The organism is Aurantiacibacter flavus (assembly GCF_039710615.1).
GTDB lineage: Bacteria > Pseudomonadota > Alphaproteobacteria > Sphingomonadales > Sphingomonadaceae > Alteraurantiacibacter > Alteraurantiacibacter flavus.
Genome location: NZ_JBDLBR010000002.1, coordinates 209922 through 229720 on the forward strand (window position 1 = coordinate 209922; position 19799 = coordinate 229720).

The window sequence follows — 19799 nt, forward strand, 5'->3', positions numbered from 1 at the left end:
CCTTATAGCAACTACAAGGTCAAGCGATGCGTATAGGCGAACTGGCAAGGGCCACCGGCACGAAGCCGGAGACGATCCGCTACTACGAGCGCGAAGGCATCCTGCCAGCAGCCGACCGGACGGACAGCAACTATCGCGACTACTCCACCGACCATTTGGCGACACTCACCTTCGTGCGCCGGGCGCGCGAGCTCGGGTTCAGCATAGCACAGGTTCGCGAACTGCTCGCCCTGTCCGATCACGACGAAAAGCCGTGCCTGGATGTCGACCTGCTGGTCCAGCAACAACTGGCCGAGGTCGAGCGCAGGATCGCCGATCTCTCCGCGCTGCGTGACGAGCTGAGACAGATGTTACGGTCCTGCCAGGCGGACAAGATCGGCGAGTGTCAGATCATCGGGAGCCTGGGGCGCCATGCCAGAACGTGAGGGCCCAACGGACGTCCGGTTTCGGGCGTTAAAGGGAAGGAGTAGAACGGCCTAAATTGGGGCGCGAAGCTGACACGCCGGTTCACCTTCCGGAACGTCGGCTATTCCAATCAGCGCTCCTGAAAGCCGTCATTCCGGATCGTCCGTCGTAGCGGTCGTTTGTCAGCCTTAAAAGAGCCCTCCTGAACCAACCGCAGCTTCGGGTCATTCAGCGCCGCATATGAGCCGTTCCGGACTTTCCAACATTGGCGACGTTCGATCGTCAGTCTAGGGATCGTTATCTCGGCCAAGATAGGCATTCCAAGACATCGCGATCATCGCCGTCAGTGTCGCGATCGAGGAGACCTTCCTTCATCCTCTCACCAACCCCGTTCCCGCCACAAACCGGAAGGTCTCTGCCTAAGCGCTCAGCTGCTATCGCGCGTTTTCCGAGAGCGTTACGACAGCAGGTGTAATGACGGCGCGAACCAAGCGGAGATGCAGGTCATTTCTCATCGCCCTGGCGCCCGCGCTCGATCAGCTTCCTGAGGCTGTCTGTAGGGACAAGCGTCATCGCTCCGATCTTGACGATCTCGACCTCGCCAGTGGCGATCAGTTCGTAGAATTTAGATCGGCCAATGCCGGTCATTCGGCAGGCATCCTTGATGCGAACGCTGATGACATCGGGGGAGGGATTGTTGCTCATGGTGGGGCTCCTTTGACGGGCTGTGTCTGCCCATCGACTATCGGTCTGCTGGAGCCACCAGCACAGCCACCTGACGACCCCTGATAGCCCCGTCCGTTCCCGTCCGCCCGTCGTGGCTGTCTCGCTCCTGTAAACGTGTCGGGCGCAATTCGATGATTGAGGTTCGCACGAAGTCATGAAGCTGCTTCCCAGATGTGCGCGTGAGAGCACTATCGAAGCCATGAATTTCCCGTGCCAGGTGATGCACACGGCTGCCACAGACAAAGTATCTGGCACGCACAGTCACACAGAATTTTGCAGACCTGAGATTTGAACGGACAGGCGCATCAGAACTGCGAGGGTTGCCGAACTGGCTCGGCCATTCGTCCAGCGCCAATCACGTCACGATTGCGGGCCTGACCACCGTTGGCGCCGTCAGAAAGCCCAGTTTTCTGCGGGTTTGAGCAAGGCATGGCGCTATGGCCGCACACATGGCGCCATCGCGGCTACAGAGGAAAAAGATGTGCAGACAATAGGTTCTGGCCCATCGACCGCAGGGCATGGTGCCATTTCTTTAATCTTGCCTGTGCCCCGGCCCCTTCCTGCGCTCTCAACCCTTGGCCATGTTCCTTCTATGTTCTATACAGCGATACGTTCGATTCTCCCCCCAAGGGCCAGCTTATGCCGATCACTATCCAGCCCAACAACAAAGCCGGATTGCAGCTGTCGAGCGATGTCGAAACGGTGATTGCGCTGCCTTCACGAGCGCTTCGCGAAGGGTTTGTGGTGGCACTTTCTGACGGCACATTGCTGCGCAGACACTACGATCCAAAACTGCGCGAGTGCAATTTTGTGGTTGCTGTTGAGGGCTCGGGAAGCATCTCGATCGTGCGCGGCTCGGGCGGCGATACGGTAAGATTGTCAGCGCAGATCGACTGGATCGTCATCGCTGCCGGTGACCACGCGCTGCACCCCGCAGACGATTGTGACAACGATTTGCAGCAGGAATTCCGCTTCGCGGATAAAGACAGAAGGGCGGCTTAAGCCGCCTTTGCGAGCGTCTCAATCCGCAGCTCGCACGCCTCGCGAACGCGGCTTTGCAGCAGTGCCACGCGCTCGGAAATCCACGCCAGTTCCTCAGGGCTGATGCGGTACGAACGCGAGTAGCGCGCCTTCACATAGGCGTCGCGCAGCAGCGAATAGCTGCGCTTCTGAAACCGGTTCTCTCGCGTCCAGATGTCACGCAATGACGGCTCCAGGTCCTCGGCCATCTCGCGCAGCCGATTCAGATTATGGGTCTTCGGGCTATACAAAGTGCGGACGAGAAACAGACAATGATAGAAGCGTTCGGTCGCCTGATGGAAGTCGAACGCAGCTTCGTTGAGATATCCCTTCGCCAGATCTTCTTGGGCAATTTCGAGGCGACGACGAGAGCTCTCGAACCACTCTTCGAAATACTCTCGCGTCTCCTGCAACGCCTGCTCGGGTGACAGCGGTTTCGGCTCGACAAACGGATAACCGTCCTCCTCAAACAGCACGATCCCGTCACGCAAAATGTCCATGAAGAAGTAGCGCCCGAGGCGCAGCTTCTCGTTCACATCGTCGAGACTGTGATAAATGAGGCTGACCGGCGTGCGCAGATGATGTCCCGCCGAAAGCTCTTCGAGCAGCCGCGCTTCGGCCTTGTCCCAATATTCCGAAACGTCGGTAAATTCCTCGCGATTGACGACAACGAGCAGGTCATAATCCGAGAAATAGCGCCCGACCGGGTCCTCGACCCAGTCGCCGCGCGCATAGCTGCCGAACAGGATGATCTTGAGGATTTTCCCGCCGCGCGTGTGCTCCTGGGTGCGGCGGCTCGTCGCAAATGCGAACCGGTCGCGCAGCAGTTCGACCACGTGCGCCAGCTCGCGGCGCTTTCCTTCGGGCAGATGATCGAGGCTGGTCTTCATGGGGTCAGGTTCGCGTCTTCGGCTGCAAATGCCAAGCAAATAGATGACCTGGCGGTGGGCTCAAGGCCCGCCGACCGGATCGGTGTGGTTCACAATATGCAGCATGGCGGCAGTAAAATGCTGCTCGACTTCGGCGACGGTGATGCCGAGTTCGTCGGCAATTTGCACATAGTCGAGGTTCTCAAGCCGCGCCCGTTCGAACACGGCGCGAGGCAGTTCGTCCATCGTCCTAAGCGCCTGTTCAATGCGGCGCAGAGCACGGCGGTGACGCAAGCGCATGAGCAGCCGCGCGATCATGACACGCATCCCTGCGCTGGCACCTCGACATAGCGAAGCAGCCAATCGGCGGCTTTGCTGGCAGCACTGGCGGCCCGGAAGATCGCCCGCTCATCCTCGCGCAGCACCGCGAGCCATGCGCCGACATAGTCGGCATGGCGAACACTCGGATCGATCGACAGCGCGGCACAGGTAAACGCGCTCGCCATCTCAGCAACCAGTTCCTCCCGGGCATAGGCGGCGCTGCCAAAGCTGCCCGATTGGTCACGATCAAGCCTGCTGTGATGTCCGGTCCAATGGCCTAGCTCATGCAGCGCAGTGCGATACCAGTTGATGGGATCGGGAAAGGCTTGCTGCTCTGGCACCGCGACAAAGTCACCCGCCGGAGCATAATAGGCTTCAACACCGCCCACGCGAAACTCGGCACCGCTGGCCCGAATAAGCGCATGTGCTGCGGGAACTGCCTCCACCTCCGGTAGCTGTTCGGGCACCTCGGTCAGTGCCTCAGGCAGCCCCTCGCACTGCTCCACATTGAACACCGTGAAGCGCTTGAGGAACGCGATCTGCCGTGCCTCGCGATCCTCGTCCCGCGCGCGCTCGGCCTCTTCTTTCGGGGTGAAGCGATCCGCATAGCAGATGCAAATACCTTTCTCACCCTTGCGGACATTGCCGCCCAGGGTTTGGGCTTGGCGAAAGGTAAGCCAGCGCTGCACGCCAAATCCACGCTCCATGACAGCCGCCCAAAGGATCAGGATATTGATCCCTGAATAGCGTCTTCCGGTCGCGCCATTCTCGGGCAGGGCACATCCGCATGCACTCGCATCCCAAGGCTGCACCCAGGGCAGTCGCCCCGCTTCAAGCTCTGCAATCACGCGATTGGTTACCTCGGCATAGAGGCTCTGCCGTACATGCCCGTTGCTCTGTTTCATGTCCTCACTCCTTCCTCAAACACCACACCGGCCCCGGAAGGGGGGGGGCGGCGAGGAGCGAACCGGCAGTCCCGCTTGAGCGGCGGGCTGCACCCGAAGGGCTGAAACGGAGTGGAGGACCCGCCAAAGGCGGGTTGCGGCACGTCGCGACGGGACTAGAGGGGAGCGTCGCCTACCCCCCTTCGCGCGGCCGGAAAGCCAGCGCCAGCGCGCGAGCGCTGACCGCATATTTTCGCTGCGCGCAGCGCTGCGCTGGCTCCGAAGGAGCCCTTCCAGCTTCGTGCTGGATACGTTGGAGCGGGCTCTCCACGACCGACGGCCAGTTCACCGGGGCGACTTAGTTCATCATAACGACCGTGGGTCGCAACACGTCTCCCCCAAGCACATCCAGCACCTCACTGGACCCGGCATCGAGCCGTCCATCGGCAGTATCGGCGATAGTTATGGCAACGCTTTGGCCGAGCCTATCAAAGGTCCCGTAAAGACCCTTTCGCGGGACTGCTCTGTCACAGCCAGAGGCATATTCGCCTGTGGTAACATCCGGACGTCTTAATTTGGGAGTGGACAGAAAATCTAGCGGAATCTATCGTATAAAAAGCAGATCAAACAGTGTGTTATTGAACGAGAGTGGTAATGCCTGTGGGAAATGATCAAGGCGCCTTACAAGAGTAGAGTGATTTCAGGTCGATATCATCGAACTTACAAATCCCTCCCTCTCCGCCACCGGGCCTTCCAACGCAGTCCGGCATTGTCCAGAAATCCCTGAAAAGCTTTACAATATCGTCGCTTGCGACTCTTGTGGTGTCCAACCCTGACCACCCCTAGCCAAGAAGCATGCGGGGGTAATTTGGGGGTAAGCTCTCCTGCGGTTTGGGGGTATTGGATGCTGACGGATAAAGCAGCGCGAGCGGCTAGCGCATAAGACAAGGCCTACAAACTGACGGATGCGCGGGGCCTCCACCTTTACGTGTCGACCAGCGGGCACAAAAGCTGGCGCTACAAATACCGGTTCGAAAACAAGGAGCGGTTGCTGACAATCGGCGCATCCCCCGAAATATCGCTCGCCGATGCCCGGGAACGCCGGGATGAAGCGAAGAAGCTCCTGCGCGAAGGTCGCGACCCTCGCCATGTAGCAAAGCGTGCACAGATGCTCGGCTTCGGAGATAAGGCGAGAACGCTCGAAGAGGTCGCGCGCGAGTGGCACAAGTTGCAGCTCGACCGGTGGAAGCCGGTGCATGCTGCCGATGTCGTCACGAGCCTTGAGCGCGACGTGTTTCCTCATATCGGCACCATGCCGCTGGCGGAGATCGACAAGCCGCTGCTGTTGTCGGTTCTTCGTAAAGTCGAGGCGCGGGGGCCATAGAAACCGCCCGGCGCATCAAGCAGCGGGTGGCCGCGATCTATCGCTTTGCCAATGCCGAGGGTGCGGGCCTCGCCAACCCGGCGACCGATATCACAACGATGCGCCAAAGCCGTTGCCACCCTCTCGCCGCTATCCTGCGCTAACAGATGTGGCGTCCATCAGAATGATGATCGGCGACATCGAGCGCGCAGGCGCGTCCCCCATAAATCGGCTGGCAGGACGGTCAATGCACTCAATAGGGGTATCAATGACGTAATCCTGTGCCGACAGGCGAGCCAGTCTTGGGAGGATGGCAACCACGTCTTCGCCACGATAACTGAACCGCGGATCGATCACCGGCGATAGCGGGGAGAACGTGTCCACTACGGTCAGGATGCGCAGCTTGCGACCGGTGGCCAACTGGTCGTGCACGAAGTCCATCGCCCAGACATCGTTCGGTCTGATAGCCGGTGCACGATCCTCCCGCAGCTTCGCCTTGACCCGCCGTTTGGGCGTCTTGTTGCGCAGTTGCAGGCCCAACTTCCTGTAAAGCCTGTAGGCCTTCTTCAGGTTCACATGCCAACCATCACGGCGCAGGATGTAACAAACCCGCCGGTAGCCGTAGCGGACATGCGTCTCGCAGATCTCCTTGATGCGCTTCTTCAGAAAGGCCGGATCGGTTTGGCGGGACTGATAGTGATAGGTCGAACGATCAAGCTGCAAATCCGCACATGCCCTGCGGATCGTCACCTGCCAGTCCTGCCGAACAGCGTCGATAATCTCGCGCTTGCGATCCGGCCCCAGAGCGTTGTCTCCGCTTCGCTCCGCCGTCTGATGACATCCTGCAGCATCTCGCGGTCCAGTGTCAGGTCAGCGAGGATCCGCTTCAACCGCCCGTTCTCATCTTCCAGATCGCGCAGTCGCCGCATCTCCGATGGCATCAGCCCCGCGTACTTCTTCTTCCAATTGAAGTAGGTCGCTTGGCTGATGCCTGCCTTGCGGCAGATCTCCGCTACCGGCGTCCCTTCCTCACCCTGCTTGATGACGAACGCCGTCTGCGTGTCCGTGAACTTCGATGCGTTGGCTACGCCTGCCTTCGGCTCATGCCGTAACTCCTTGCCCAGCCAGGAATATCTACGGCGGAAAACTCTAACCCGAAACGATCCAAAAGTCAGGTGGCAGAGCACAATCAGTTCAATGCCCTTGTTGTGAGTCTGGCCTCAAACTCCTTCAGCGCGCGCGCACAAGTCTTGAACGGAGGAATAATCTCTTCGTGATCGCCCCCGCACAACATGTCCTCGACGATGTAAACGTTCGCTTTCCTCTTGCGGTAAGGCCAATTGTATGAAATGACCTAACCAATAAATAAAAACCTATCATAACGGAGGATGTTGATGAGTTGGGGGAAAGAACCTAGGCTACTTTCTGGTGCATCGCGGATTTCCGCAGCAGCAGTCATCGGTTTTTGGCTGGCCGCTGTTCCGGCCTTTGCTCAGAGTGAGGCAGAATCGAGCGCTGTCAAAGCGGAGCAGGATAACGGCGCGTTTGATAGAGGCGTTATCGTGGTGACGGCCCAGAAGCGTGCGCAAGCTATCGACGAGATCACGACGGCTATTACGGCTGTCAGCGGCGAAGAGCTCGTAGCAAGAGACATCACCGATTTTGCCGACCTGCAGGAAATATCGCCAAGCCTTAGAATCACGGGCACGGGGGCTAACGGTAATATTTCCATTCGCGGTATTGGTACATCTGTCTTCAGCACGAGTGCCGAATCGGCAGTTTTGCCGGTCATTGATGACCTGGCAACTCTACAGTCCGGACAGGCGCTGGACGCTTTGAGCGATGTCGAGCGGGTTGAAGTTCTTCGAGGTCCCCAAGGCACTTTGTTCGGGAAGGGCGCTTCTGCAGGCGTCATCAACATCGTCACTCGCGGGCCGACGGATCGATTTCAGGCCAATTTCAACGGCCAGTATGTCGATGACGGTCGTCTTAACATCCAGCTTGGTGCTGGCGGTTATCTGACCGAAGGTGTGGGTATCCGGGTCGCTGGCTATTACAACGACAACAGTGGCCTCGTCCGCAATCGCGCTACCGGTACGATGCTCGGGGGGCTCCAAGGTTTCGGCTTCCGGACGAAACTTCGTCTGGAGCCCGTCGATAACCTCTCCCTCGACATCAATTACAGTCATGCCGAGACAGACGAAACTGTTGCGCCCTCTACCTATCGTTTGCTGCCCCCGAACACGAGGCTTCCATTCAACGTTGTGGCAAACGACTATCTCGGCGGAGTTCAGCCTGGTCCGAACAACCGCGAGGTCAATGCGAACTTCGATTCAACTCGTACAAGTAATACGGATGTTGTCAGTTTGCGGGGTGAGTACGATCTCGGCTTCGCATCCGTCCTGAGTATCACCGGCTGGCAGGACTGGCGGAACGTCACGTTTAACGATTTCGACGGAACTACTGCGCCGGTTTTTGGAAGCCCAACGGGCATCACCCAGGGCGGACCATACAAGGCGCAGTTGTTCTCGCAGGAATTCCGGTTGGTTTCGAACGGCCCCGGTCCGTTCCAATATATCATCGGAGCATATTATGCCGATGGCGAGACAGACCGGTCGTTCGAGCGGACTCTCGGTACGCCATTGGCTAGCCAATGGGATTCGACAGCAGGAACCACTACCAAGGCGGTTTACGCGAACGCATCCTACATGCTGCCGAGTCGCACTGAGATTTCTGGAGGAATTCGTTACAACAATGAAACCATCAGCGTCGAATTCCAGAATCTTCTGCCTTCCAACAATCCGCCGCCCAACAACCAAACCTGTCTGGACCTTTGCGTAGGCGAATCTTCTGATGACGTCGTGACGTACAAGCTGGCAGTTCGCCAGGAGCTGGATCCTGATAATTCCGTCTATGCCTCCTATTCGACCGGATACAAGGGAGGGGCATATGACATCACCAGCGGCTTCTCTCCGTCAAGAGCAGCAAACCCCGCGGCACCGGAGACAGTAAAGTCTTACGAGCTTGGGTATCGCGGCGTCATTATCGATGGACGCGCTACGGTTGCCCTGACGGGATTTTGGACGGACTATGACGACTTCCAGCGTCAAGCCGCAGTCGTTCCTGCTGATCCGGCCGATCCGCCTGAATTCCGGCTGACAAACGTCGGTGCATTGCGAACCAAGGGTGTCGAGCTCGAATTGCGCACGAACCCGTTCGATAATCTCCAGCTGAACGGCTTCCTCGCTTATATTGATGCCGTCATTCAGGAATACCCTGACGCGCCGTGCTACAACGGCCAGACCGAGGCGGAGGGTTGTGTAGATCCGGATGGTCCGGGCGGAAGCGATCCAATTCAGGATCTGGCTGGGACGCGACTGAATGGTGTGCCCGAGTGGAGCTATAATATCTTCGCTCGATATGATTTTGACACACCGTCAGCTCCGTTCGATCCGTTCATCCAGGCGGACTGGTCGTACCGGTCGAGCATCCTGAACGACTTCCTGGGAAATCCGGATGCGACCACAGAAGCACGTAGCATTCTGGATGCTGCGTTCGGTGCGAGCTTCCGCGATTCCAATCTGACCGTGACAGTATTCGTGAACAACGTTTTCGACAAATTCTACAACTCTACGGCCGGTGCTCCGACCTTCCACCCCACCACGGTGGAGGCGAACAATATCTCTCGTGAACAAGGCCGGTCGTTCGGGGCGCGGTTGAGCGTTCGGTATTGAATCATGGCCTTCAGCGGGGAGGAGCATTTTCGCTCCTCCCCGCTGAAACCGCTAAGCAAGGCGCAACAGCGCCGGCTATGTTCAAAGTGGAGAGTTAGATGACCTTGCGCTCATGGCGAGCTGCCTCCCGGCGTGCTGCCTCATTACCATCGATCGCGGCAGGATTGGCGGTGCTTCTTTCAGTCGGATGCACAACCGTGCCTCAAGAAAGCAGCTTTGCTGGGCAGGATCGAGTCCAGACCCAATCTGGTCTGGTTTCAGGCGTGCCGACCGATAGCGGGATGGTATACAAGGGTCTGCCTTACGCGGCGCCGCCTGTGGGGCAAATGCGGTGGCGTTCGCCTGAAGCGCCGAAACCTTGGTCAGGTGTTCGTGTCGCATCGGAATTTGGCGCACCTTGCGCCCAGGGTTCTCTTCGCGGCCGCACGCAAATTTCATCGATCAGTCGTGAGGACTGCCTTTATCTGAACGTCTGGACGCCAGAAAATTCGGCTGCCGGAAGGTTGCCGGTCATGGTCTGGATCCATGGTGGCGCGTTCGAAAACGGTATGGGCACCAGTCCGACTTATGATGGAACCGGGCTTGCGGGAAAAGGCGTGATCGTGGTTACGATCAATTATCGCCTGGGCGTCTTCGGCTTCCTCGCGCATCCCGATCTCGCCGCAGAATCGGCGCATGGTTCGTCGGGCAACTATGGACTGGAGGACCAACTGGCAGCCCTAAGGTGGGTCCAGTCCAATATCGCTGCCTTTGGCGGTGACCCCGATAACGTGACTCTCTTCGGACAGAGCGCGGGCGGTGCCAGCGTGAGGACGTTGATTTCCTCACCGCAATCGATGGGCCTCTTCGCCCGGGCCATTATTCAAAGTGGGGCTTCTGTCTCGGGGCTTTCTGCCATTCCCACTTCGCAAGCCGAGCAGCAGGGTGTGGCTCTCGCCGGAGACATGTCAATTGCGCAGATGCGGGCGCTCGACGTTGAGGATGTGATCGAGCGTTCGACTGCCGCGAAAGGCCGTGGCATCCGCTTTGCCCCCGCCGTTGACAACTATGTGGTCGCCGCTTCGGAGCCGACAGATGGGTTGCAGTTGCCTGGGGGAAACATTGAGCTTCTGGTGGGGAGCAACTCCAGAGAAGGTCTTTCGGCTCCATCAGATCAAGAGTTGGACGATGCCCTCGAGCGGGCATTCGGACCGAATGTCGCGCGGGCGAGGCAAGCCTATGGCCTTGACGGCTCTCCCCCGACCGCTGACCGGGTGCTCGGGACTGTTGCGCAGCAATTTGGCACCGACATCAGTTTCCGTTGCGGAGCTGTGGCTTTGGCAGAGGCGGCAGCGCAAGCCGACGTTCCAATCTGGCAATACCAGTTTGAGCATTTTGTGCCTGGGCGAGAAGCGCAGGGAGCGGGCCATTCCTTCGAGGTGCCGTATGTTTTCGGTAACCTTTCCTCGACTGGCTTTTCTGCAGCCGATTACGACGAAGACGATCATCGCCTTGCAGAGCTGATGATGAGCTATTGGACGAATTTCGCGAAGCAGGGCGACCCCAATGGCCCTGGACTGCCCGAGTGGCCGCGGTTCTCCAATGCCGACAAAGAATACCTTCGGTTAACTGCCGACCTGCCTGGCGATGCAGAAAGCGCCTTTGCCCTTAGCGGCGATATCTGCCCGCTTATTGTCGCACAAGAACGTCCCTGAAAGGAGAATGTCCGTGAAGAAAGCTACACGACTACGTAAACTTCTATCCGTTGCTGCCTTATCGCTGGTTGCAGTGGTTAATACCGGCGCCGCCCCTGCCGCTGCCCAGGATCGGTCCACCACTGCCGACCAATCGAGCAACGAAGCGGTGCCGGAGATGCGGACCCGCATGATGACATCGCTTACAGGCTGGGAAGTGAGCCAGTACCTCGAGAGAAACGACGTGATCTTCGTCCCGGTGGGGCCAACGGAAGTGAACGGGGGATCGCCGATCGACATCGAGTACGTCATTCCCCTGGCCTATGCGCAGGAGCTTGCGGAGAAAGGGGACGGTCTCGTTCTGCCGCATCTGACCTATTTCTATCCGGGTGGCACCACTACCAGCCCGGCCACGGTTTATGTCTCGACCTCGGAAAGCCTGCCTTATCTCAAGGCTCTGACACGGTCTCTGATACGCCAGGGCTTTCGCCGGATTGTTTTCCTGACCGCTCATGGACCGTCGGGGAATACGATGCTTCCGCTCGTACGCGAGATCTATGACGAGTATCATGTGCCAGTTCTGTGGATGGACACCGGAATGGTGCGCGAGCATATTCCAGGCGAAGGCCCCCCGGCTTTTGGCGATGGCCCCCCGAACGCTCGCCAACTTGTTACCTTCGGCTCGTACGAATTGGTCGGGCGCTTGGAGGATATTCCTGTCGGGCTGAGCCAGCCCCAGCATGAGATCGAACGGGACCCGAGCCAGCTTTCTCGGTACGTCCCGCCCTTTAATGGGACGCCGGCGGGCAGCTTCTTCTCCGACCCGGTGCTGCACGGTGGGTTCGTGCGGCCTATTACTGAGGAGCAGCGTGAGGAATGGGGCACCGATGGCGCCGAATACATCCGATCGCAGGTCGCTTCGTTTGATGTGAAGGGGATGCTCGAAGAGCTGCACAAACGCGACGAATATACCCGCGTACTCGAAGAACGTTACGGTGATCTCCTGCCTCGGTTTGACCGCTAGCTCCACAGCTCGAAAACGCCCTGAGGGTTTTCTCCCAACCAATTGCTCGGGGCGTTTTTCGCACGGAACACGGCAAGCCCTTCGGCAGGATGGGGGCGAGGGGTGACATGGTCGATGACTGCGTCATCTCTCCCCTCTTTCATTGAATATGTCAGTCTCCGCTCCAGCCTTGGAAGGCACCGGTTTGCCGTGCTGCCCGGGATATTCAACCCACCGAGCGCGCGGCAACCGGGCGTGCCTTAGACTTCGATGATCAGCACTCTGGCCTGCCCAGATCTCGATCTCCATCTCAACGGTCTTCATAATTGCAACGGCGTCGCTGTGGCGTTGTCGGATCCCACCGGCGCGACGCCTGTCGTAAAACGCCCCGTTGATGACCGTGGCTACCTCATCCCCGCGGCAACTTAGCGGGTGCGTGTGCAGAAAAGGACATTCAATCCAAGCGTAACGCTGCAACGGCTCTGAAAGGAATAAACAGACCCGCGAGCGAGAACGCCCGCCGTACCGAGAGGCTCAAGCTAAATGCATCAATTTGATTGATGATGCGCGATCACTCGAACTCATTTCTCTTGCGAACCAAGGGCGTCTAAGATTGGTCTGTCCGATCTGGCGATCGACATAATACATAAACTTGGGAGAGTTAGAGTGAATAAGGCCTGCCGCATGGTCATTGCTGGAGCTTTGGCCATGGCATCTGCATCACCTGCGATAGCGCAAAGCCACTCGGCTGACAAAGTAGAGACCGTCAGTGGTCCAGTCGACGGCGTAGCCCTTGCGACTGGTGTTGATGCCTATCTAGGGATTCCCTACGCAGCTCCCCCGGTGCGCGAACTGCGATGGCGCCACCCTGTTCTGCCAGAGAGCTGGTCCGAGCTTCGGCACGCGGATCGGTTCGGGCCGCAATGCATGCAGCCCCTGCGCGGCCCCATGACAAATCAGTACTCGGGCGCCGAAGTCATGAGCGAGGATTGCCTCTATCTCAACGTCTGGACGAAACCCGATCTGAGCGATGCGCCGGTCATCGTCTATATTCACGGCGGAGCATTTTTCGTGGGCGCCGCGAGCATGCCTCTCTACAGCGGCGAACACCTGGCCGAGCACGGCGTTGTCGCCGTCAACCTGAATTATCGGCTCGGCGCGCTGGGTTTTCTCGCACATCCCGAGCTTTCTGCGGAATCGGATCAGCGATCATCAGGCAACTACGGCCTTCTTGACCAGATCGCTGCTCTGGAATGGGTGCGCGATAACATCGAGAACTTCGGAGGCGACCCGGATAACGTGACGATAGTCGGCCAGTCGGCAGGTTCAATGTCGGTGCTCGCACTGCAAGCTAGCCCATTGGCGAAGGGTCTGTTCGATCGCGCGGTGGGCATGAGCGGTGCGTTGATCGGTGATACCGGCCCGATGGCTATGTCCTCGCTGACTGAGGCGGAGGCCGACGGCGTCCGTCTTCAGGAACTCTGGAATGCATCTTCAATAGACGAGATGCGCGGTCTGGCTGCCGATCGGATGCTCGATCTGCCCCGTTCACCCGGTTCGCCGCGGGTCGGGGTGATCCAGGACGGCTATTTCCTACCAAAATCGATCGATGAGGTGTTTGCGGCTGGCGAGCAGACCGATGTTCCGCTCATCGTCGGGTTCACGAAGGATGAGTCGTTTGGTGGACTTGGCCGCGTCACTGGTCTCGCGGACTACCGTGCGAAGGTGCAAGACAAATTTGGGGCAAGGGCGCAGGAATTTCTTTCGCTCTATCCGGCTTCCACTGACGCAGAAGCCGTCGCGCAAGCCAGACTGGCGGACCGTGACGGCACTATGGCGCTGGGAATGTACGAGTGGGCAACGTCGCAGCAAGAAACCGGATCGGCCGCAGTATTCGGCTACGAGTTTGCCCAAGCTCATCGCTATCCCGAAGGCTTGCAGATCGCAGGCCATGATGTCCAGAATGCCGGTGCCTATCACACGTCCGAGGTTCCGTTCTGGCTCGGCACGTTAGAGAGCTTCAACAAGTTCAGGCCTACGCGTTCATGGCAGGATGAGGACAGAGTGCTTAGCCTGGCAATGCAAGCCGCGCTCGTATCCTTTGCGAGGACCGGTACGCCGGACATTGCAGGATTGGACTGGCCAAGGTTCGACGAGAACGATCCGCTGCTGATCTCACTTGCATCCGATGATCTGAGCATAACGTCGTGGCCCTCGCCCGAGCGGCTCGACTTCTTTCATGCCGTCAATTCTGGCCAGTGACACTCGTCTTTATCTCAAGCGAACTATCAACCGGGGTGTCGCCGTAGGGCTTCGAGCATGTGGCGTTCAGAATGGTATGACCATGGTTGCGTCGAACCAATAACATGCAGTCGGATTGCAATTTACGAGAAACTCTGAATCTGAGATATTGAAAATAAAACATTGTTTAATCAATGTGATGGATGAATCGGATTGACAAGTCCAATTCAATCTTGTGGTAAGACCAATATTGTGGCAAGTGAAGCCAAAATCCGGACATCCGAAGATGACGGATATCACCAAGGGAGAGATTTCATGATTCGTACGGTTCGTCCAAATTTGAAGAATGCTGGATCGGCAATTGCCACGGCAGGCGTTCTTGCTCTTGCGGCAATGGCGGCCCCGGCTCACGCGCAAGATCAGGCCGCGGAAGCGGATGATAGCGTCATCCTCGTCACGGCCCAGAAGCGCGAGCAGAACATTCTTGAGGTTCCGGTTGCGGTCAGCGCAATCAGCGAGGATGTCCTTGATGCGGCCCAGGTCAATGAGTTCGAGGACCTGACCCTTGTCTCGCCGTCTCTCACCATCACCTCCGGCGGCAGCCAGGCTGGGCACTCGATCGCTCTTCGCGGTGTCGGTACCGTCAGCTTCTCGACCGCTGTGGAGTCTTCCGTTCTGGTGGTGGTCGACGATGTTGCCCTGCTTCAGGCCGGGCAGGCGTTTTCGAGCATCAGCGATCCTCAGCGCGTGGAAGTGTTGCGCGGCCCGCAGGGTACGCTGTTCGGGAAGAATGCATCTGCCGGTGTCGTCAACATCGTGACGCAAGACCCGACCGACTATTTTACCGGCTATGGCCAGTTTTCGCTCACCGATGATCAGCAGTACCGGGCTGAAGGCGCTATTTCCGGCCCGCTGAACGACAATGGCGGCTTCCGCGTGAGCGGCTATTTCTCCGATTTTGATGGCTATATCGACAACCTTACCACGGGTTCCACGCTCGGTGGCGAGAACACCTGGGGTATGCGCGGCAAGGTCCGTCAGGAGCTTGGTGATGTGACCTTCACGCTGATCGCCGACTACGGAGAGGCAACCGACAGCATGTTGCCCGACACCTATCTGCGGGTCGACACCACCGATGCCGGTGGCAACCCGGCGAACGAGGATTATGCCCTTGCCGGTATAACGCCGGGCTTCGGCAACAACGTAGTCCGTAACGACACCGACCGTTTCGGCGAGAGCAACCAGCTGATCACCGCCTTGAAGGCGGATATCGATCTGGGTTTCGCAACCCTGTCTTCCGTCACGAGTTTTCAGGACTGGACTTACAACTCGACCAACGATCAGGATGGCGAACCCGTACCCACGATCCGTCAGGACACCACTTACAACGCCAAGCAGTTCTCGCAGGAACTGCGCCTGACGTCGCCCACGGATGGTGTGTTCGACTACATTGTGGGCCTGTACTTCGCTGACGGTAGCACCGACCGCACCTTTATCCGGACCACTACGATTCCTCCCATTCGGCAGAACTGGGATTCGACGGCAGAGACGACCAGTTACGCGGCCTTCGCGCAGCTTGGCTACGACATCACTCCGGACACGCTCATCACTCTGGGCGGTCGTGTGAATCATGAAGAGATCGGGGTCTTCTTCAGAGACAATCGGTCGGCTACACCTATCGAATACACCGGCGACGACTCCGAGACAGCTGTTACGGGCAAACTGGCTTTGCAGCACTTCTTCGGTGGCGGCCTCATGGCCTTTGCTTCGGTAGCCACCGGCTACAAGGGGCAGGCCTATGACATTTCGTCGGGCTTCGATCAGCGCCGCGCCGATAATCCGATCGCTTCCGAAAGCAGCATGAATTACGAAATCGGCCTCTCCGGAAGCGCCCTTGGCGGCGATGCGCAGTTCCAGCTGGTCGGCTTCTGGACAGACTACGACGATTTCCAGGCGCAGGGCGTGAACGCGCAGCTTCTTGTCCCGCAGTTCGAGCTCACCAATGTCGGCAGCCTTCGTACTCGGGGCGTCGAGTTCGAAGGCGCTTACAGCCCTTCGGACAACCTGACGCTGTTTGCATCGGCTGCTTATGTCGATGCGCGGATCAGGGAATTCCCCGATGCGCAGTGCTACTTCGGGCAGACGGAGGAGCAGGGTTGCGTCGTGGATCCGGAGACCAACCAGCCGGTGCAGGATATCGCGGGCGAGAAACTCGGCAACTCGCCGGACTTCAAGTTCAACGTCGGGTTCAATTTTGATCAGCCGATCACGCCGAGCCTCGCACTGTTCTTGCAGGGTAACTATACCTGGCAGAGCGATGTGAATTTCTCGCTCTCGCAGAACCCGCGCACGGTGCAGGACTCCTATGGGATCGCCAATGCTGCGATTGGCATCCAGGATCCGGACGAGAACTGGCGCCTGTCGCTTTTCGTCAACAACCTGTTTGACAAGGCATATGCTTCGCGGATCATCGATGACACCAATCCGCGTAACGATCCCTTTGTCCTCACCCAGCAGTTGCCGCGAAATTACACGCGCTACATTGGCGTAAGGGCCCGCTTCGGCTTCTGATCTCTCCCTGGCGCTCTGCATCTGCTTCCATGATGCAGAGCGCCAAACATATGCGGGCCTGGTCATGTGGTAAACACGGCCAGGCCCGTAATGGCGAAAGAACTAACGGATAGGATGGCAACATGGTCGGCATGATCGCGCGCAACGCTCTCATCGGGGTGTCCATTATCGGCTTGGCGATTCCGTCATTGGCCGCTTCGCAAGAAAGCAGGCCCTCGCTACCGGCAGCGTCAGCCGACGAGAGCATTGCATCGCCGCAGCGCCAGCGGATCGAACTGTCGGACGGCTGGCAGTTCAATCTTGTTGGCCCTTATAGCGACGATGGTGCGCTGGATTCCCCGCAGGCAGACGAGTGGGAAACCGTTTCGATACCCCACTCCTGGAACCGCGTGGGCTATTATCTCTCAGACCCCGAAACCCATATCAACACTCCCGAGAACATCGAGAAGACACAGGGCGTAGGTTATTATTACAAGACCTTCGACGCACCGCAGCTGAATGACGGCCAGCGCATGTTCCTCGAATTCGATGCCGTGAGCCGGACCGGCGAGGTCTGGCTGAACGGGGAATATCTTGGCGGTCATCGCAACCCGTTCGGGCGTTTCAGGCTGGATGCGACAGCGCTCGTGAAACCGGGCGAAGCGAACGAGCTTTACGTCAAGGTCGACAACACCCAGCCAGCCGAAGGCAACAGCACGGCTGATGTCTTGCCCATGACCGGAGATTTCTTCGTGCGCGGCGGCATCTATCGTCCCGTCACCGTTGTGGTGACCGAACCGGTTCATTTTGACATGCTCGATTATGGTGGGCCGGGCGTTTACGCCGCTACTACGGACATTGTCGGTGGCGACGCCGAGATCAGCCTGAGCGGGCGCGTCACCAATTCAAGCGACTCCGATGCTGCCGTAACCGTGGTTGCAAGCTTGCTGGACGATCAGGGCGCGGTCGTCGGAAGCTGGCGGGATGAGGCCGTCATCGCGCCGGGCGCGACGAGCGAGCTGGAAGGATCGATGCGCGCCCGATCCCCGCGCCTGTGGGACGGGCTGTCGGATCCTTATCTCCACACGCTTCGTTACGAGTTGCGTGCCGCGGATGGCACTGTCCTCGACACGATCGAGCAGGCCTTCGGCATCCGCAAGATGGGGCTCGATCCTGAACGCGGGTTCCTGTTGAATGGCAGGCCTTATAGGCTGGTTGGTGCCGGTTTCCATCAGGACACCGAGGAATCCGATTGGGCCGTTTCGCCCGAGCAAGTGGATGAATCGCTGCGCATCATGCTCGATATGGGCGCCAACTCGCTGCGTCTCTCACACTATCAGCACGGCAGCCCCGTGCACGATCTGGCAGACAAGTACGGCATCGTCCTTTGGAGCGAAATCGGGTTGGTTACCGCCTGGACGAATGCGCGCGATCAGGTGGAAGCGCCGCAGGGCATCGTCGATAACGCCCGCCAGCAATTGCTCGACCTCGTTCATCAGAATTACAACCACGCTTCCGTTGCCGCCTGGGGCATTGCCAACGAAGTGGACTTCGGCCCCGGACGCCCCGATTTCCTCGGTCGCCCGCCCGAGGTGGTTGCCGACCCGATGCCATTGCTGAACGAGTTAGCCGACCTGTCGCGTGATCTCGACCCTCATCGGCCGGTAGTGCTGGCCAATTGCTGCGAGGATCGGGGCATGGTCGACGTGCCCGTAGTAGCCGAGGCGGTGGATGCCGTTGGTGCCAACCGCTATTACGGGTGGTATTATGGCGAGCCCGGCGAACTTGGTGAGCATCTCGACGGCCTGCGCCTGAAGCACCCCGATATCTCGCTTTCGGTGAGCGAATACGGAGCAGGCGGCGCGCCCAACATGCACACCGACGATCCGCTGGGCGGGCCGATCGATATGGCCGGGCGCACGCAGCCGGAAGAGTTCCTGACGTGGTTCCATGAGGAAAACTGGCGCGAACTTGCGGACCGCGACTACCTTTGGGGGATCTGGCTGTGGAATGCATTTGATTTCGGCACCACTGTTCGTGCCGAAGGCGATGCGCAGGACATCAATACCAAGGGGCTGGTGACCTATGATCGCGACATTCGTAAGGATGCGTTCTATTTTTACCGTGCCATCTGGTCTGACCAGCCGACCGTGCATGTGCAAGGTCGGCGTTATGTTGATCGTGCCTATCCCGTCACCGATGTGCGCGTGAATTCCAACGCTCCTTCGACGACCCTCATTGTCAACGGTTCCGAACTGGCCTCGCTGAGTGACTGCGACCAGAATGTCTGCGTGTGGCAAGACGTGCGCCTTGCTGCTGGCGAGAATGCCATCGTTGCACGCGGCAGTTTTGCCGGTGGACCGGTCGAGGATGCCATCACCTGGCAGTTGGATGAAGAGCAGCACGATGCCTTCCGCATCGACAGCGGCGCGGTGGTCGCGGCGTCGGCAGAGGTGCAGTTCGGCTCGGACGATTTCTTCGTTGGCGGAACTGCCGGCAGCACCGACCAGCGTGGCGGACGCGGGCGGCAGGCGGTTTTCGCGGATATCGAGAACACCGACCGCCGCGATATCGTCTCCAGCTTCCGCCAGGGCGACTTCAGCTATCGCATTCCCGCGGCCCCTGGGCGTTACCGCGTCACCCTGACCTTCGTAGAACCCGACCAGCCTGCTGGCGCGCGCATATTCAACGTGTCAGCGAACGGCCAGACCGTCCTTCCATCGTATGACATCAATCAGCGGGCGGGTGGCACGTTGAAGGCTGTCAGCGAAACCTTCGACATCGCAATTGACGACAGTGGTATCGAGCTAGGCTTCTCTCCGGTCGAAGGTCAGGCGCTAGTCTCGGCCATTGAGATCGTTCCTCAGGATTAGGACCGATCGTGATCCCGACGAGACTTAGCAGGCGCAAGTTCATCGTCGGGATCGCCGGGCTTGCGGCGGCGGGGTGCACACGGGATGCCCTGCCTCCCCGACTTGCGCGCCAGCCGCTGGGGCTGGCCCATCTCACC

Annotated in this window: 12 protein-coding genes and 3 pseudogenes; 10 read left to right on the top strand and 5 right to left on the bottom strand. The window is 58.8% G+C overall.

Annotation, left to right across the window (positions count from 1 at the left end):
• Window positions 1–26: 26 nt before the first annotated feature.
• Window positions 27–425: a MerR family transcriptional regulator gene (locus ABDJ38_RS05730; protein ID WP_346784118.1), complete on the top strand. Its 399-nt coding sequence runs from the start codon at window positions 27–29 to the stop codon at window positions 423–425.
• Window positions 426–909: 484 nt separating this feature from the next.
• On the opposite strand, the gene ABDJ38_RS05735 is transcribed toward ABDJ38_RS05730, so the two are convergent.
• A complete protein-coding gene (locus ABDJ38_RS05735; RefSeq protein WP_346784119.1) occupies window positions 910–1110 on the bottom strand; it encodes a helix-turn-helix domain-containing protein in 201 nt (66 codons plus the stop codon).
• 660 nt (window positions 1111–1770) lie between these two features.
• Here ABDJ38_RS05735 and ABDJ38_RS05740 point away from each other — a divergent pair.
• Window positions 1771–2133 (top strand): hypothetical protein, encoded by a 363-nt coding sequence (locus tag ABDJ38_RS05740; RefSeq protein ID WP_346784120.1) that lies wholly within the window; start codon window positions 1771–1773, stop codon window positions 2131–2133.
• Here ABDJ38_RS05740 and ABDJ38_RS05745 read toward each other — a convergent pair.
• From ABDJ38_RS05745 to ABDJ38_RS05755, 3 genes are read right to left on the bottom strand one after another with little or no spacing between them, the layout of a single operon-like run.
• Window positions 2130–3041: a HEPN domain-containing protein gene (locus tag ABDJ38_RS05745; RefSeq protein WP_346784121.1), complete on the bottom strand. Its 912-nt coding sequence runs from the start codon at window positions 3039–3041 to the stop codon at window positions 2130–2132. The genes ABDJ38_RS05740 and ABDJ38_RS05745 overlap by 4 nt on opposite strands.
• 60 nt (window positions 3042–3101) lie before the next feature.
• On the bottom strand, window positions 3102–3338 hold the full coding sequence (locus ABDJ38_RS05750) for a sigma factor-like helix-turn-helix DNA-binding protein (protein ID WP_346784122.1): 237 nt from the start codon (window positions 3336–3338) through the stop codon (window positions 3102–3104).
• On the bottom strand, window positions 3335–4246 hold the full coding sequence (locus tag ABDJ38_RS05755) for an ArdC family protein (RefSeq protein WP_346784123.1): 912 nt from the start codon (window positions 4244–4246) through the stop codon (window positions 3335–3337). The genes ABDJ38_RS05750 and ABDJ38_RS05755 overlap by 4 nt, the downstream gene beginning before the upstream one ends.
• 211 nt (window positions 4247–4457) lie before the next feature.
• On the opposite strand from ABDJ38_RS05755, the pseudogene ABDJ38_RS05760 reads away from it, so the two are divergent.
• Window positions 4458–4730: pseudogene (locus tag ABDJ38_RS05760) on the top strand (IS3 family transposase); the annotation flags it as partial.
• 483 nt (window positions 4731–5213) lie between these two features.
• Window positions 5214–5752, top strand: a pseudogene (locus tag ABDJ38_RS05765) (tyrosine-type recombinase/integrase).
• Window positions 5753–5879: 127 nt separating this feature from the next.
• On the opposite strand, the pseudogene ABDJ38_RS05770 reads toward ABDJ38_RS05765, so the two are convergent.
• A pseudogene (locus ABDJ38_RS05770) lies at window positions 5880–6712 on the bottom strand (IS3 family transposase); the annotation flags it as partial.
• A gap of 270 nt (window positions 6713–6982) precedes the next feature.
• On the opposite strand from ABDJ38_RS05770, the gene ABDJ38_RS05775 reads away from it, so the two are divergent.
• The 6 genes from ABDJ38_RS05775 to ABDJ38_RS05800 all read left to right on the top strand — a co-directional run bounded on the left by ABDJ38_RS05775 (window position 6983) and on the right by ABDJ38_RS05800 (window position 19662).
• Window positions 6983–9322: a TonB-dependent receptor gene (locus tag ABDJ38_RS05775; RefSeq protein ID WP_346784125.1), complete on the top strand. Its 2340-nt coding sequence runs from the start codon at window positions 6983–6985 to the stop codon at window positions 9320–9322.
• A gap of 98 nt (window positions 9323–9420) precedes the next feature.
• The gene (locus tag ABDJ38_RS05780; RefSeq protein WP_346784126.1) at window positions 9421–11016 is read left to right on the top strand and encodes a carboxylesterase/lipase family protein; all 1596 of its coding nucleotides are present in this window, start codon (window positions 9421–9423) and stop codon (window positions 11014–11016) included.
• 13 nt (window positions 11017–11029) lie between these two features.
• Entirely contained in the window at window positions 11030–12019 is a 990-nt protein-coding gene (locus ABDJ38_RS05785) for a creatininase family protein (protein ID WP_346784128.1), read from the top strand.
• A gap of 687 nt (window positions 12020–12706) precedes the next feature.
• Window positions 12707–14260 (top strand): carboxylesterase/lipase family protein, encoded by a 1554-nt coding sequence (locus ABDJ38_RS05790; RefSeq protein WP_346784758.1) that lies wholly within the window; start codon window positions 12707–12709, stop codon window positions 14258–14260.
• Window positions 14261–14452: 192 nt separating this feature from the next.
• Entirely contained in the window at window positions 14453–16810 is a 2358-nt protein-coding gene (locus tag ABDJ38_RS05795) for a TonB-dependent receptor (RefSeq protein ID WP_346784129.1), read from the top strand.
• 122 nt (window positions 16811–16932) lie between these two features.
• Entirely contained in the window at window positions 16933–19662 is a 2730-nt protein-coding gene (locus tag ABDJ38_RS05800; protein WP_346784130.1) for a glycoside hydrolase family 2 TIM barrel-domain containing protein, read from the top strand.
• Window positions 19663–19799 lie beyond the last annotated feature (137 nt).